At 67.8% G+C, this 14626-nt stretch carries 9 protein-coding genes; 4 read left to right on the plus strand and 5 right to left on the minus strand.

All coding sequences use genetic code 11. The features are described from left to right. Window positions 1–406: 406 nt before the first annotated feature. The gene (locus tag VGK32_04530) at window positions 407–2077 is read right to left on the minus strand and encodes an amidase (GenBank protein HEY3381009.1); all 1671 of its coding nucleotides are present in this window, start codon (window positions 2075–2077) and stop codon (window positions 407–409) included. A gap of 39 nt (window positions 2078–2116) precedes the next feature. Between VGK32_04530 and VGK32_04535 the strand changes: the two genes are divergently transcribed. The 4 genes from VGK32_04535 to VGK32_04550 all read left to right on the plus strand — a co-directional run bounded on the left by VGK32_04535 (window position 2117) and on the right by VGK32_04550 (window position 6810). Further along, window positions 2117–3349: a radical SAM protein gene (locus VGK32_04535; GenBank protein HEY3381010.1), complete on the plus strand. Its 1233-nt coding sequence runs from the start codon at window positions 2117–2119 to the stop codon at window positions 3347–3349. 182 nt (window positions 3350–3531) lie between these two features. Then, entirely contained in the window at window positions 3532–4110 is a 579-nt protein-coding gene (locus VGK32_04540; protein ID HEY3381011.1) for a Fe-Mn family superoxide dismutase, read from the plus strand. Window position 4111: 1 nt separating this feature from the next. Beyond that, window positions 4112–5737 (plus strand): cytochrome ubiquinol oxidase subunit I, encoded by a 1626-nt coding sequence (locus VGK32_04545; protein ID HEY3381012.1) that lies wholly within the window; start codon window positions 4112–4114, stop codon window positions 5735–5737. Further along, a complete protein-coding gene (locus VGK32_04550; GenBank protein HEY3381013.1) occupies window positions 5734–6810 on the plus strand; it encodes a hypothetical protein in 1077 nt (358 codons plus the stop codon). The genes VGK32_04545 and VGK32_04550 overlap by 4 nt, the downstream gene beginning before the upstream one ends. On the opposite strand, the gene VGK32_04555 is transcribed toward VGK32_04550, so the two are convergent. The 4 genes from VGK32_04555 to VGK32_04570 all read right to left on the minus strand — a co-directional run bounded on the left by VGK32_04555 (window position 6800) and on the right by VGK32_04570 (window position 14481). Next, entirely contained in the window at window positions 6800–7501 is a 702-nt protein-coding gene (locus VGK32_04555; GenBank protein ID HEY3381014.1) for an HAD-IA family hydrolase, read from the minus strand. The genes VGK32_04550 and VGK32_04555 overlap by 11 nt on opposite strands. Window positions 7502–7663: 162 nt before the next feature. Beyond that, entirely contained in the window at window positions 7664–8422 is a 759-nt protein-coding gene (locus VGK32_04560) for an exodeoxyribonuclease III (protein ID HEY3381015.1), read from the minus strand. 83 nt (window positions 8423–8505) lie between these two features. After that, window positions 8506–11550 (minus strand): beta-L-arabinofuranosidase domain-containing protein, encoded by a 3045-nt coding sequence (locus VGK32_04565; GenBank protein ID HEY3381016.1) that lies wholly within the window; start codon window positions 11548–11550, stop codon window positions 8506–8508. Between the two features lie 99 nt (window positions 11551–11649). Then, complete coding sequence (locus VGK32_04570) at window positions 11650–14481, minus strand: DUF5695 domain-containing protein (GenBank protein HEY3381017.1); 2832 nt, start codon at window positions 14479–14481, stop codon at window positions 11650–11652. Between the last annotated feature and the right edge of the window lie 145 nt (window positions 14482–14626).

Below are 14626 nucleotides of genomic sequence, written 5' to 3' on the forward strand. Positions count from 1 at the left end.
GCGGCCGATCCCCGGATCTCGCGCCGCGCCGCGCTGTCCGGGCGAAGCCTCCCGGCGACGGCCTTCCGTCCGATGACAGGCCGCGGGGGGAGAGGACGGGTCCGAGCCCCCATACCCCCACGGCCAGATCACCACGCCGCCACCGTCCGGCTCGATGCCCTGACGCAGGTGGGCGGTCTACGCCGCGCTTGGCGAGACCCGTGGTTCGGCCCCGCTCACTCTGCCCTGGGCCGCGTCGATGGGCGCCCCGCCGGCCGTGTCACCGGGCCGCGGCGGCCGATCGTCCGGCGTGGACCGCCAGTTCGCCCACCGACTCCGGTCGGTCTGCGCGGCAATCGCCTGCTCCGGCCGGCGTGTCACCGGTCGCCGCCACCCGCTGGCGGGCTTTGAAACCGGTTCTATGTCCTCAGAGCGTCACGGTCGCCGGGAACGTGGGCGGCTTCCGGTGTTTCGTTGCCTGCTCGTACGCGTAGGCGTAGCCGATGAGTTTGCCCTCGCTCCACGCGCGGCCGAAGAAGGACAGGCCGACGGGCAGCCCGACCGCGTAACCGCCGGGAACGGTGATGTGCGGATAGCCGGCGACGGCCGGGTAGGTGGAGCAACCGCCGGGGCCATAATCACCGTTTACGAGATCGGTGAGCGACGCCGGACCGCTGGTCGGCGCCACGAACGCATCGAGCTTGTATCTTGCCATCACGGCGTCGATGCCCAGGGCCCGTGACAACCGGCGGTTCGTGGCCAACGCCGTGCGATACGCGACGTCGGTCAGCGGTCCTTTCTTCTCGGCGCGAATGAAGATCTCCTGGCCGAAAAACGGCATCTCGCGGTCCTTGTGCGTCTCGTTGAACTCGATGATCTCCTTCAGCGTGTGCGCCGGGGCCTTTGGACCGAGGGCGGCCAGGTAGGCGTTCACGTCGGCCTTGAACTCGTACAGCAGCACGTCCATCTCGCTGTCCGAGAATCCCCTGGACGGTGGCAGGTTCGCCGGATCGACAATCACCGCGCCAAGCTGCTTCAGGACCGCAATCGCTTCGTCTGCGATCTTGTCCGCGTGAACGCTCTGCCCGAAGCACTCCTTTCGCGGAATGCCGATGCGCGCGCCCTCGAGCGCGTGCGGATTGAGATACGTGGTGTAGTCGGTCTTGCTCTTCACGGCCGCGTTCTTCGTTGCCACGTCGTCCTGATCGGCGCCGACCAGCGCGCCGAGGAGGATGGCCGCTTCACCGACCGTGCGCGTCATCGGGCCGGCGGTGTCCTGGCTGTGGGCGATCGGGATGATCCCGGCCCGGCTGACGAGACCGAGCGTCGGCTTGATGCCCACGAGCGAGCAGTTGTTCGAGGGCGAGACGATGGAGCCGTCGGTTTCGGTGCCGATGCCGACGGCCGCGTAGCTCGACGCGATTGCGCCGCCGGTGCCCGAGCTCGAACCCGACGGATTCCGGTCGAGCGCGTACGGGTTCTTCGCCTGGCCGCCGCGCCCGCTCCACCCGCTCGACGAGTGTGACGAACGGAAATTCGCCCACTCGCTGAGGTTGGTCTTGCCGAGGATGATGGCGCCGGCTTCCCGCAGTCTGCGGGCGACGAATGCGTCCTTCGCGGGAATCGAGCCCTCCAGGGCGAGCGAACCGGCGGTGGTCGTCATGCGGTCGGCCGTGCCGATGTTGTCCTTCACGAGCACGGGAATGCCGTGCAGCAAGCCTCGCGCGCCCTTGCTCTTCCGCTCGGCATCGAGCGCGTCGGCAATCGCCAGCGCGTCCGGATTCAGCTCGATGACGTGGTGCAGCGCGGGGCCCTGCTTGTCGAGCGTCTCGATCCGCCCAAGGTATTTCTCGACGAGCGAGCGCGCCGTCTCCTGACCCGACTCCATGCGTTTCTGCAGGTCCCCGACGGTCGCTTCTTCCAGATCGAACGCCAGGACGGGCGCGGGGGCCGGCCGCGGGGCCGCCGAGGCGTCCGGCACGGCAAGCGGCATCGACACGGCCGCGGCCATCGCGCCGCCGATCGCGCCGTAGCGAAGGAATTGCCGACGGTCCACCGGTCCCGTCACGTGCCCTGACGATTCGCGCTGGTCGTTCATCGGAAGCTCTCCTGCCAGAGGTCCTGCTATGCTGACCCCATGCTGTTTCGAGGGCGGCTTCGCAACGATTCGGCGGCCCTGAGTCACAAGGATACCTCCGTTTCGCTGGCCGTCGGCGAGGGCTGGGTGTCCGCGTGGGACCTCGGCGGCCGGCTCTACAGCATCTGGAAGAATGGGCACACGTTTCGTCGCGGCCTCACCGGACAAGTACTGCACAAGTGGCGTGATGACACGCGCGGCGCATTGAATCCGTACGACGCGCGCCACCGCGTGCGCCTGGAAGGAGCGGAGGCAGACGCGCTCGTCGACGAAGCTGCCGCCCGCGCGGCCGAGGCCGCCGACCGGGTGGCCCGGTTTCGCGAAGGCTGGCGCGACGGTTCGGGCGGCATGCCCGGCGCGGACGTGGAGCCGCTTCTCGCCCGCTGCGCAGCCTTCGACGCGCGAGCCGCGCGCGAAGACGCGGAGCGCTTTGCCGCGGTCTATCGGCCGATCGGGATGCTGCCCCCCGATCAGTATCTGTCGGTGGTCCTGCAGGCTACGGAAGGCTGCTCCTTCGGAAGTTGCACCTTCTGCGACCTCTACGATCGTCCCTATCGGGTAAAGTCTCCCGCCGACTTCGCTCGACATGCGGACGAGGTGAAGGCGTACCTGGGTGAGTCGATCAGTCTGCGCCGACGCTCCATCTTCCTCGGCGCCGCCAACGCGATCGCCATCCCGATGCCGCGGCTGGTGGAGCTGTTCGGGGTGCTCTCCAGCCAGTTCGACCTGGCGAACCAGCCCGTTCACGCGTTCGTTGACGGCTTCACCGGAACGCGCAAGGGGTCGACCGACTACTCATGCCTGCACGCGCTCGGCCTGCGCCGCATCTACGTCGGCCTGGAGTCCGGCCACGACCCGCTTCTGGCGTTCGTGCGCAAGCCTGCCACCAGGACTCAAGCCGTCGAGGCGGTGCACGCCATGAAAGAGGGCGGGGTGTCGGTGGGTGTGATCGTGATGATCGGATTGGGTGGGCACCGCTATTCTGCGGCTCACGTCGCGGACACCGTCGACGCCGTCAACGCGATGGGCCTGGGCGCCGGCGACGTGCTCTACTTCAGCGACCTCGTCGAGGTTCCTGGCACGGCATACCCCGGGCTTGCCGCCGCGCACGCCCTGGATCCGCTCGATCTCGATGCGCGCCTCGCCCAACTCGCCGCCATCCGCAGCGCCCTCGTGTTCGGCGCCACCGCACCCCAGCTCGCGCGATACGACGTGCGGGAATTCATCTACTGACCTTCCCGCGCACTTCGCACACAGCACTCACCACGTGGCCCTTCTCTCCATCTTGACTCCTCCACAAACCCTCTGTACTAATGGGCTCGATCCCAGCTTGATCCACGGAAGCACAAGCTTCTCTCCCGCCCGCGGACGACCATCTCGAAGGGGTGTCCTTCGAGCACTACAGGAGGCACAGCATGGCTTACACGGCAAAGGACTACTCCGCCCTGATCGGCATGCCCGGCTTCAGCGAGACGCTGCTGAAGAACCACTTCACGCTCTACCAGGGCTACGTCACCAACACCAACAAGCTGCTCGACGCGCTCGACGCGATGCTGAAGGACGGCAAGGCTGGCACGCCCGAGTACGCCGAATTGAAGCGGCGTCTCGGCTGGGAGTTCGACGGGATGCGGCTCCACGAGTTCTACTTCGAGAACCTCGGCGGCAAGGCGCCGCTCGCTCCCACCGGGAAGCTCGGGAGGAAGCTGACGGCCGACTTCGGCAGCCACGAGAACTGGGAGAAGGATTTCAAGGCGACCGGCGCGATGCGCGGGATCGGCTGGACGGTGCTCTATCAGGATCCGACGAACGGGAAGCTGGCGAACTTCTGGATCACCGAGCACGACGGCGGCCATCCGGCCGGCTGCACGCCGCTGCTCATCATGGACGTGTTCGAGCACGCCTTCATGATCGACTACGGCCTCAAGCGCCCGGACTACATCGCGGCGTTCTTCAACAACATCGACTGGAACGCGGTCGAAGCGCGACTCAAGTAGGATGGATTACCCGCTCTGGTCGCTGCCGGCCAAAGGCCTGCTGATCGCCTTCGTGGCGGTGGTGCACGTCTTCATCTCGCACTTCGCCGTCGGCGGCGGCCTCTTCCTCGTCCTGGCCGAGCGGAAGGCCCGGCGCGAGGGCGACGAGGCGCTGCTCGGCTACGTCCGCCAGCACAGCCGCTTCTTCGTGATGCTGACACTCGTGTTCGGAGCGATCACTGGTGTCGGCATCTGGTCCACGATCGGCCTGGTTCACCCCCAGGCCACCTCCACGCTCATCAGCGTCTTCCTCTGGGCGTGGGCGATCGAGTGGACGTTGTTCGCGACCGAGATTGCCGCGGCGATGGTCTACTACTACGGCTGGGACCGGCTCGATGCGCGCACGCACGTCACCGTCGGCTGGATCTACTTCGTCGCCGCCTGGCTGAGCCTCTTCGTCATCAACAGCATTCTCAGCTTCATGCTGACGCCCGGAAGCTGGATTACGAACCGCAGCCTCGTCTCTGGCTTCCTGAATCCGACCTTCCTGCCGTCGCTCGTCGCGCGAACGCTGGTGGCGTTCGGCCTCGCCGGGTTGTACGCGCTGCTGACGGCGGCCCGGATGCGGGACCCGGCGCTGAAGGAGAAGGTGGCGCGGTACGCGCTGCGCTGGATCGTCCCGATGGCGATCGGCCTGCCGGTCGCGGTGACGTCGTATCTGGGCGTGGCCTTCCTCGTCGGTGTGCCGATCGGCGAACCGCTCGGCGGGAACTCGGGCGCGGTCGACGGCCTCGCCAGCGCGCTCCTCCACGGCAGCGCGAGCGGCAACCCGGTCGCGATTCGCGCGACGCAAGTGGTCATCGTGGCGTCCACGTGGACGCTGCTGCTGGCGCTCGTGGCCACCACGATCCGGCGGCGGCGGTACGGCCTGCCCCTGGCGCTGGCCATCCTCGCCGCGACCTTCACCGCGATGGGCGCCGGCGAGTGGGTTCGGGAGGACCTGCGCAAGCCGTACGTGATCGGCGGCTACATGTTCGTGAACGGCGTTCGCGCGACGTCCGCCGCGGACGACCGCTTCTCCATCACCACCGTCAACCGGGATGGCGTGCTGCAGTCGGCGCTGTGGAAGCGGCCCATCGGGGCGACCGCTGACCGCACGGCCGCCGAAGGTGCGGAGGTGTTCCGGCTGCTCTGCACGCCGTGCCACACGCAGGATGGATATCTCGCCATCAGACCACTGGTGCGCGGCAGGGGCCAGGAGGCCATCCGTTCGACGCTCGCGAACCTGGACACCTGGCGGGGCCGACGCATGCCACCCTTCACCGGGACCAATGCCGAACGCGAGGCACTGTCTGCCTATCTCACACGTCTCGGCGGCGGCCGGCTCACGCCCCGGTTGGACGGACCATCGGCCGATGTCGGCTACACGTACTTCGAGGCCAATTGCTCCGCGTGTCACGGCTCGGGTGCCGATTTCCAGATCGGCGGACGCGGCCGCACCGTCGCGCAGTACTACGAGACGCTCGGCAGACTTCCGCAGGTGAACGACGTGATGTCGGCATTCAACGGGACCGACGACCAACGCAGAGCGCTCGCCGATTACTTGACGACGCTGCCGGCGGCTGCTGGAACGCGAGGTGTCCGATGATCCCCGGACCGGATGTCGTGCCGCTCCCGGCGCCGCCCTGGTTGCTCTCGACGTTGCTGATGCTGCTGTTCGTGCTGCATCTGGTGCCGATGAACCTCCTGCTTGGCGGTTCTATCATCGCGGCGGTCTCCCGCATCCGCGGCCGCACGAACGCCCACGCCGCCGCGCTCGCGGACCTCATCGCACACGCGCTCCCCGTCATCGTGGCGGCGACGGTGTCCCTCGGTGTGGCCGCACTCCTGTTCGTGCAGGCGCTCTACGGCCGTCTGTTCTTCACGGCGGCGGTGCTGATGGCCGCCGCGTGGCTGGGTCTCGTCGTCCTGTTGATCCTCGCCTACTACGGCACGTACGTCGGCGCGGCTCGGCGGTCGGCCGGGTTGGCCTGGGTGATTGTCGTGCTCGTCGCCGCGATCGGCTTCATCCAGTCGAACGTGATGAGCCTGATGCTTCGGCCGCCATCTCTCTCGGCAAAGTTCGCGCTCAGCGCTGCCGGGCTGCACTGGAACCTCGGCGATCCAACGCTTGCACCTCGCTGCCTGCACATGCTGATCGGGTCGGTCGCCGTGTCGGGCGCGGCTGTCGCCGCGATGGGCCTGGTGGCCCGGCGGCGCGATGTGCTGTTCGCGAATTGGCTCGTGCATCACGGCGTGCTGTGGTGCGCCTGCGGAACCGTGGTCAACCTGCTGGCGGGTTTCTGGTGGCTGGGCGCGCTGCCCTCGGAGATCCTGCTGCGCTTCATGGGACGAGACCTCGCCGGGACCATCGCCATGGGCGTTGGCATTCTCGCGGCCCTGTCGGCGCTCGGTCACTTCATCCCCGCGGCTTACGCCGGTGCGCCCGGCTCGCTCGTTGTCGGCGGCGTCGGCAGCCTGGCCGTCAGTCTGGCGTCGATGGCCTTCGTCCGCGACGTTGTCCGCCGCGCGATGCTGCAAGGCGCGGGCTTCGCAATCACGACATCGCTCGCCCCTCAGTGGGGCGCGATCGCCGTGTTTGCGCTGCTGCTCGTCACAGCCGCGGGCACAATCGTCTGGATGGTGAAGAAACTGATGACGCCTGCGAGGACTACGGCTTGAGCCCTGAGCCCGCTCGCTCGAGCAGCGTCGCGAGTTCGCCGAGCGAGTGCACGCGGAGACAGTCGAAGGCTGCGTAGAGGTCGAGCGGATCGAGGAGCGCCGCCTGCAGCCCGGCACCCCTGGCTCCCATCACGTCCACGTTGAACAGATCGCCGACGTGCATCGTCTCGACCGCGATCGCACCGGAGCGTTCGAGCGCCCGCTGGAACAGCCGCGGGTCGGGCTTCTCCACGCCTTCTTCCGTCGAGTCGAGCATCAACTGGAAGAACGGCGCGAGGCCCAGGCGCTCCATCAGGAACCTGAGCTTCCCATTCGCGTTCGACACCACGACCAGCTTCAGGCCGAGGCCGCGCATCCGCTCCAGGGCCTCGCGGACGCCATCTGGCACCGTTTCCCAGAGGTTCACGCGGGTGTGGTACGCCTGCAGGTCGGCCAGCGCAGCATCCGTCTTCTCCGACGTCGTGACGCCCGCCTTGTCGAGGACCAGGTTGAAGTAGAGCCAGCCGCGTTGCTGGTCGCTCACGGCCCTGGAAAGGCCGAGATCCAGATCGTGCCTGGCCCGCGGATCGGCGTCGGCCAGGACGGCGGGCAAGACGTCCACACCGTGTGCGGCCAGCGCGTCGCTCACGCGCTGCCAGTTGGGAACGACGAGAACGCCGCCGGCATCGAGGAAGAGGGTCGTGATGGGCACGGGATAGGATACCAATCAGGTGCTGAAGGTGCTACAGGTGCTTCGGGTGCTATAGGTGCTGGTGCTGGGGGTGCTACGGGTGCCAGAGGTGCTTGAGGTGCGGTGCTGAAGGGACGGTACTGAAGGGGCGGCGCTGAGACTGCCTGAACTCCGACCGCTGCATTAGAGCATTTCGAATTCCGCGACCACTGGCGCATGGTCGCTCGTCCCCTCCTCGCGATAGACGGGACAGCGGACGGCGTGGGCGGCGACGGCGCGGCTTGCCAGCACGTAGTCGAGGCGCCAGCCGATGTTGCGCTGTCGCATGTTGCGCCACGGCGGCCACCAGGTGAACAGTTGGTCGTTGTCCGGGTCGAGGGCGCGGCCGACATCGACGAGACCGCGAGACAGGATCCGCTCGAGCAGCGCCCGCTCTTCGGGAAGCTGGCCGATGGCGTTCGGCTTCCGCTCCTTCGGATGCACGTCCATCTCGGTCCGCGTGATGTTGAGGTCGCCGCAGAGGACGAGCGCCTGTCCCCGATCACCGGCGGCGCGCACGTAGTCGTCCATCGCCTCGAGGAACCGCAGTTTCGCCGGGAAGTCCTTGCCGCCGTTCGGCACGTAGACCGAGCTCACGGTCACGTCCCCGATCGTGGATTCGACGATGCGCGTTTCGAAATCGAAGGGAGGGTGGTAGAAGCGCGGGCGTTCCGGGCACGTGTCCTTGCGAGCGAGCAGTGCCACGCCGGAGTAGCCCTTGCCGCCGTGCCAGTGGCACCAGTAGCCGTCCATGTCGATGAGTGATGCCGGTATCTGATCCGGCGCGGCCTTGATTTCCTGGAGGCAGAGCACATCCGGCTGCTCGCGCACCAGCCAGTCCAGCACCTGCGCCTCTCGCGCACGGATGCCGTTGACGTTCCAGGTCGCAATTTTCAGGTACACGAAATCACCAATATTCAGGCGCCAGGCTGATCAGGTGGCTGCACTGTCGCTGAGGTGCGCTCGGCGAGTGCTCAGCCGGGCGCTCACTTCAGCGTGACGTGCTGGTACACCGAATACCTCCCGTACGTCTCGTAGAACGGCTTGAAGGGCACGCCGTCGATGCTGAAACGGAGCGTCGCGGGATCGCCCGTGATCGTCTTGCCGATATCGGAGGCGTCGAGGGTGACCGGGCGCCAGTCGCTGCGCGGGGCCGCTTCCTCGGCCGCGAGCAGGACCGGGCCATAGAAGAGGCTGGCGACGTTCGGCTGGTCCACGACCGGCACGAGGTGGAAATTGAACGGGATGCGAAGCTCGATCGCATCGTTCGACCGCCAGGTCCGGCGCAGCGTCAGGTAGCTGCCTGGCACCGCCTTGACCGGCTGCTCGCGGCCGTTGATCCGGACGAAGATGCCGCGGGCTGCCCAGCGCGGCACCCGGATCTTGATGTCGAACGCCCCACCGCCCTCGAGGACGAGCCTGGTCGTGTCGGCGTATGGGAAATCGGTCTGCTGCTTCACCACCACCTTGCGCTCGGCCCAATGCAGCGTGGACGGCACGAAGAGGTTGACGAACAGCGTCTTGTCGTCGGCGCTCTTGAAGTAGATGGAGTCCTGGAGCTTGGTGTTGCTTTCGAGGGCGGTGCCGTTGCAGCAGGTGAAGCCGCTCATGTCGGCGTTCCCGAATCGCTTCTGCGATCCGGGATTGAGCGGGACGTGGTAGGTGTTCCCAGCGTCGTCTTCGGCGACCGACGCGAGAATGTGGTTGTAGAGCGCCATCTCGTAGTGGTCCATGTACTTCGCCGTCTGGTCGAACATGAAGAGCTGGCGGTCGAGCTTCAGCAGGTTGTAGGTGCCGCACGTCTCATTCTGCCCGCCGTTGGCGAAGCCGTTCTCCCACAACGTGTCGGGCTCGGCGGTGAAGCACTCCGCGTTGTTCGGAATGCGCGCGCCGGCCACGCCCCCAATGCTGTACATGTAGTCGTTGGTCGCCATGTCCCAGAAATTGTCGGCGATCACATAGTAGGGCCGTTCACCGGTGTCGCGGAAGGTCTCGAGCGCACCCGTGATCTGCGGGATGTGCTGGTTGGCGTGCTTGCCGCGAATCGTATCGACGTTCCTGGCCAGGCCGTGATCGTGCGCCGCGTTGCCGAAGAAGAAGTTGGTGTTGTCGAACAGCCTGGCGCATTCCAGGAACTGCCGGTCGCGGGTCAACCGGTACAGGCGTGCCATCACCTCGTTCATGCCGCCGTACTCGCCCGCGATGTAGCGGCCCCACATGCTGATGCGCGTCTCGGCCGGGAGGACCTTGAGGCGGGCGTAGGCCCACGCGCCCATGCCCTGGGCGATCTCCAGGGCTTTGCGGTTGCCTCCCACTTCGTAGCAGTCGAGCAGGCCGGCGACGATCTTGTGCAGGGTGTAGTAGGGGGCCCAGATCTGCGTGTCCTGTGTGCCGTAGGTGGCGCCGCGCTCGAGCATGATGAACTGATCGGGGGGATAGGCACTGATGAAGCCCCGTCCCCAGTTCCAGTAGTCGGTCCTGATCGCCCCGACCCTGAGATTCGAATCATAGCCGGCGCGGCCCGGGCCGGGCGGCACTGCGGCCGGATCGGCGTTGAACGGGCCGCCTGGCTCCACGGGCCTGCCCGACTTCTGCGAGAGCTCGTAGAGCGTGTCGATCAGGTAGTTCATCTTCTGGAGGAAGTTCGCCCTCAACGACTCGTCGTACGTGGTGCTGGCGTAGGCCTGGACGATCGCCGACAGGTAGTGACCGGTGGCGTGCCCGCGCAGGCGTGTCGTCTGGTTGTCCCACCCGCCGAGCTGCTGCGCGCCGCCAGGCTGCGGCTGTCCGAAGGCGTCCCTGAAGTTGTAGAGAAAACGGTCGGGATTGGCCGTCGCCAGCGTCCGGATGAACTTGTCGCGGTTCTTGATGAACGGCGTATCACGCCCCTTGGTGTCCTGGTTGAGGACGACGCGACCGAGCGGAAAGGGCTCCACCGTGCGCACGGGAACCGCGGCCGGATCGCTGGCCGGCCTCACCGCCACCGTCGCCTTGGGGTGGAACGTCGTGCCGGGCACGGTGCCCGTCACCGTGTAGGTGCCGGGCTTCCCCACCTGGCTGTTGTCCCTCGGCGCCGGCCAGATCACGCGGACATCTGGGCCGCTGGCGCCATTCCGGTACACCGCGGGGATCTCGCGCGGCAGCCGCGGGAGATGGCCCACGACCGTCCCGGCCTGGATGTCTGGAACGCGGTCCACGCGCGACGCCAGCGGGGATTCCCGGGGGATGGCGGCGGTCGAGATGACCGGCGCGGGCGGGGCGCCGCGGCGACCGCCGGACTGGCGGCCCGAGGCGTTGCCCTGGATTGTGGCCACCTGGGCGTCGGTCAACACGACGCGGTAGATGCGGACGTCGCGCAGCCTGCCTTGGAGTGTCGCTGCCGCCGCGTCCTGGACACGGCCGAAGTAGAGACGCTTCGCATCACCGGACGCCTGGTTGCTCAACTGCACCGCCGTCACGGTGACGTTTGTCGCCTGGCCCACCCGGACGCCGTCCAGATACGTCGTCAAGAGGCGGTGTGCGGGGTCGAGCACGACGGCCAAGTGGACCCACTGATTCACGGGCACCGGTGCGGCGGTCGTCTCCATCCGCGCGTCGCCGGACGCGATCGATGCGCGGAAGCCGGCCCCGCTCACTTCGGCGAACATCCTCGCCGACCCGCTCTGCCCGAAATCGAAAAAGGGTCCCGAGGCTCCGGTCGGCAGGAACAGCCAGCCCGTGATGCTGATCGCGTCTTCTCCGGCCAGGGCGTGACCGGGGAGCTCGATATGGGCGCCGTTGCCCGCCAGCTCCAGCGCCGTGCCGAACCGGGGGTCCTCGACGAACGCACCGCCGCTTCCACGTAGCGCCGCATGGAACTGGTTCCTGGAGGAATCCTCCGTGTTTCGGCTGCACACGTAGCGCGCAACCAGCGCGGTTTCGCCGATCCCATCGAGGAACTGGTCGCCCCCTTGAGGGACGTCGAACCCGGAGACGACCGGCGCGGCGAGGACCGCCGCCAAGAACAGTCCGAGGAAGGTCCGCTGGTTCATACCGAAGCACTCCGTGGCTGAAGACACCGACAACTCGGGCGATCCCCTGTGCGGCCGCTCACCGGGCTGAGGCCGCGACACAAGTCGTGAGCACTCGATTCATCTGGATCGACCTCGGCCGCTCGAGACGTCCAGCACCGTGGTCGTCGCGCCGAGCGGCACGATGTACGCGCCCCGCTCCGACTTCAGGCCCGCAGCCCGCGGTGCGAACGTGCCGACGCCGGCCACCGCCGCCGGCTGTTCCACCCGCACGCGGGCCACGGGCGTCACCCCGGTTGCCGGGGCCAGGCTGAGACGCACGGTCCGCGCGGCCACGTCGAACTCCACCCGTTCGAAGTGCCCCGCATCGAGCGTGATCCACAACCCGAGCGGCGCGAGGTAGACGCGCATGCGGAACGAATCCCGCGGCTCGACCACCACCCGCGAACCCCGCGCCGAAACGACTCCCCCGAACGCCTGCCAGCCGAACTCGGGGTCGTGCACGACGTACGTCCCGGTGTTGAACGCGTGGCCCAGGAAGTTCTGTGCGCAGTCTCCCGAGATCGCGTCGCGCCTCAGCATGTCGGGAAACGAGTGGAACGCCGGCGCCAGGAAGCCGTCGGCGTCGATGTTGGTGAGCGCGCCCATGGCACCCGCGAATCCAACCCGCAGCAGGTGCAGATCCTCTGGATGCTCACGATAGCCGGCCAACACCGGGATCGCGTTGAGGCCCGATCCGTAGTGATGGAGCTGCCGTTCGACGCGCCGCACCTTCCCCGCGTACTGGAAGTCCCAGTAGCGGCGCGCGCTGCCGTTGTAGGCCCAATGCGGCACGGTGGGCATGTAGGCGACGATCGCATCCAGCGTCACCCGCGCCTTGGCCAGGTCGCCGAAGTACGTCGTCCAGGCGTAGACCTCCTCCTGCCCCGTCGAGTCCCACGGCATCTCGCTGCCGAAGGGGTAGGCGAGTTTCGTCCACACCGCCGTGCGCGCCTTCATCCGCGCCTCGAGGTCGGCCGCCTGGTCCTTCCAGCCCTCGCGCTGCAGGTCGCGCAGGATCTCGACGAAGACCGTCCCCTCCATTTGCCCGAACTGCGCGTAGCGCGGGGCGTGCACCACCATCGCGACCGACGTCCGGTACGCCTTGTCGAGATACCAGTCCCACTGGTGATTGGTCACGAGACCGACGTGGTTCCGCGCCAGGCGATACATCGTCCAGTGCAGCGCCGCGACATGCGGGTAGTTGTAGGAGCGATCCACGGCTTCCGTGGCGTCCTTCTTCCAGCTCGTCCAGGTGGTCCAGTTGAGGTCGCCCCGATAGTAGCCGGGCGGCATCTGGTCCGGCTGGTAGTAGAAGAGGCTCTTGCGGACCGCGTACTGGCGCGGGCCGTCGCCGTACTGCAATCCGCCCCAGACCACACCGTCGATGAACTGCTGGTACTTGGCCAGCTCCGCCGCCACGGGCCGGCCCAGTTGCTTCAACGCGCCCGCCAGCCACGACGAGCCGCCCTCGTCGCCAAGGCCGGCAATCCAGACACGGCTGTCCTCGGTGACGATGCGGTTCTCGTCGCGGTCGTAGGTCATCACCGACGGGCTGCGCTTGAACGGGTCCGCTGGATCGACGAACCACTGGCGCGTCGTCATGAAGCGGCCCATGTCGTCGACCGCTTCGGACGGCGGCTTGGTGACCAGGTAGTGGATCGTCTGCACGACGCCGTCGGCGTAGGTGATCGTCAGGCGCGCCCGCCCGGGCGTCGTGCCGCGCAGCGAGTAGGCCTTCCAGCCGCCGGGCGTCGGCGCCTGCTTCGTCGCGGTCAGCGCAGCCGCCGGATCGACGCGCATCGACGCGATCGCGCTCTGGTACTTCAGGAACAGCCGCGCTTCCGCGTCGGCCGGGACGACGTAGCCCGGGAGGCCGACGGCGACCGGGCGCGAGCGTGCCGCGAGCGCTCGTTCGATCGCGCGGATATCCGCCGCTTCGACGAAGGCGACACCGTAGCTCACCGACGCGCCGGGCGCGACGGTGCGCCTGGTTGGCGGGTTCCACTGATCGACGTTCTTCCACTCCGATTCGGCGTGCGCCTGGCTGTGCACCATCCAGTCGAAGAAGCCCTCGAACGTGACGCCGCGCGGCGTGGGATCGGTGAAGGGTGGCGGCTCGGCCGGGACGGGCTGCGGTCCAGCGGCCGGGGATCCGGGTGGGCGCGGCGGGTTGAGGATCGGGCTGTAGGCCTCGAACGGCGTGCGGCCGTCGGGGACGACCAGCAGGGCGGGCCCCTTCCCGTTCAGCCGCGTGACCTGCAGGTACCCGGCGTCGAGACCCAGGTAAGGATCTGAGAAGACGCATGCGGCGTGCGCCTGATCGAGCGACCGGCCGCTCAAGATGTTGTTGAAGACCATCGGGATCCCGAGACTGCCCACCTCCACGGGTTCCGCGGAGTGGTTCGTCAGCACGAACCGGAGGACCAGCGCGCCGTTCTCGACGCGCCACTCGCGCGTGACGCGGACGGGCAGGTCGGGCGGCAGCGTCGGGGAGAGATCGGCCGCCGCAAGGAGCGGCTGTGAGGCCGGAAGCACGGTCACCGCCGTCCGCGACCGTGCGGTCGAGTAGCTCTTCCACGCGCCGGCAGTTCCCACGCGAACGCGCAGATCGAGATCGCCGAGATGGTAGTAGCCGTTCCGCGAGCGTTCGACGAGCAGGTCGCCGGGCGTGAAGTCGAACCCGCCCGCCCGCTTCGACTTGAGCGCGGCGACGGTCTGCGACGACCGCACGAGCGTCAACTCGAAGTCCGGCGTGTCCAGCGTCAACGTACCCTGCTCGAGCATCGGACCCGGCGTCGGGACCGGTTTCGGCGGGCGCTGATGGATACTGGAACCCGTTGGGCCGCCCGCGGCCGCCACAGAGAGGCAGGCGCCGAGCGCGAGCGCGCCGGCACGCAGTGCACGTGTCATGGTCGTCTCCCGAGAGTCAGGTCGACGCGCAACAACAACGCGGGGCGGGACCCGAGTCAGGTCCCGCCCCACATTACCAGCCGTTCGGCGAGCGACGCCAGCGAACCCTTCGCCTGCGGCCCGGTGCCGACCTCCAGGGCCTACC

It is taken from the genome of Vicinamibacterales bacterium (genome assembly GCA_036504215.1).
Lineage (GTDB): Bacteria > Acidobacteriota > Vicinamibacteria > Vicinamibacterales > Fen-181 > FEN-299.

Coding starts and splice junctions, on each gene's coding strand:
- VGK32_04530 (HEY3381009.1), bottom strand. CDS start 2,077: ATGAACGACCAGCGCGAATCGTCAGGGCACGTGACGGGACCGGTGGAC.
- VGK32_04535 (HEY3381010.1), top strand. CDS start 2,117: ATGCTGTTTCGAGGGCGGCTTCGCAACGATTCGGCGGCCCTGAGTCAC.
- VGK32_04540 (HEY3381011.1), top strand. CDS start 3,532: ATGGCTTACACGGCAAAGGACTACTCCGCCCTGATCGGCATGCCCGGC.
- VGK32_04545 (HEY3381012.1), top strand. CDS start 4,112: ATGGATTACCCGCTCTGGTCGCTGCCGGCCAAAGGCCTGCTGATCGCC.
- VGK32_04550 (HEY3381013.1), top strand. CDS start 5,734: ATGATCCCCGGACCGGATGTCGTGCCGCTCCCGGCGCCGCCCTGGTTG.
- VGK32_04565 (HEY3381016.1), bottom strand. CDS start 11,550: ATGAACCAGCGGACCTTCCTCGGACTGTTCTTGGCGGCGGTCCTCGCC.
- VGK32_04570 (HEY3381017.1), bottom strand. CDS start 14,481: ATGACACGTGCACTGCGTGCCGGCGCGCTCGCGCTCGGCGCCTGCCTC.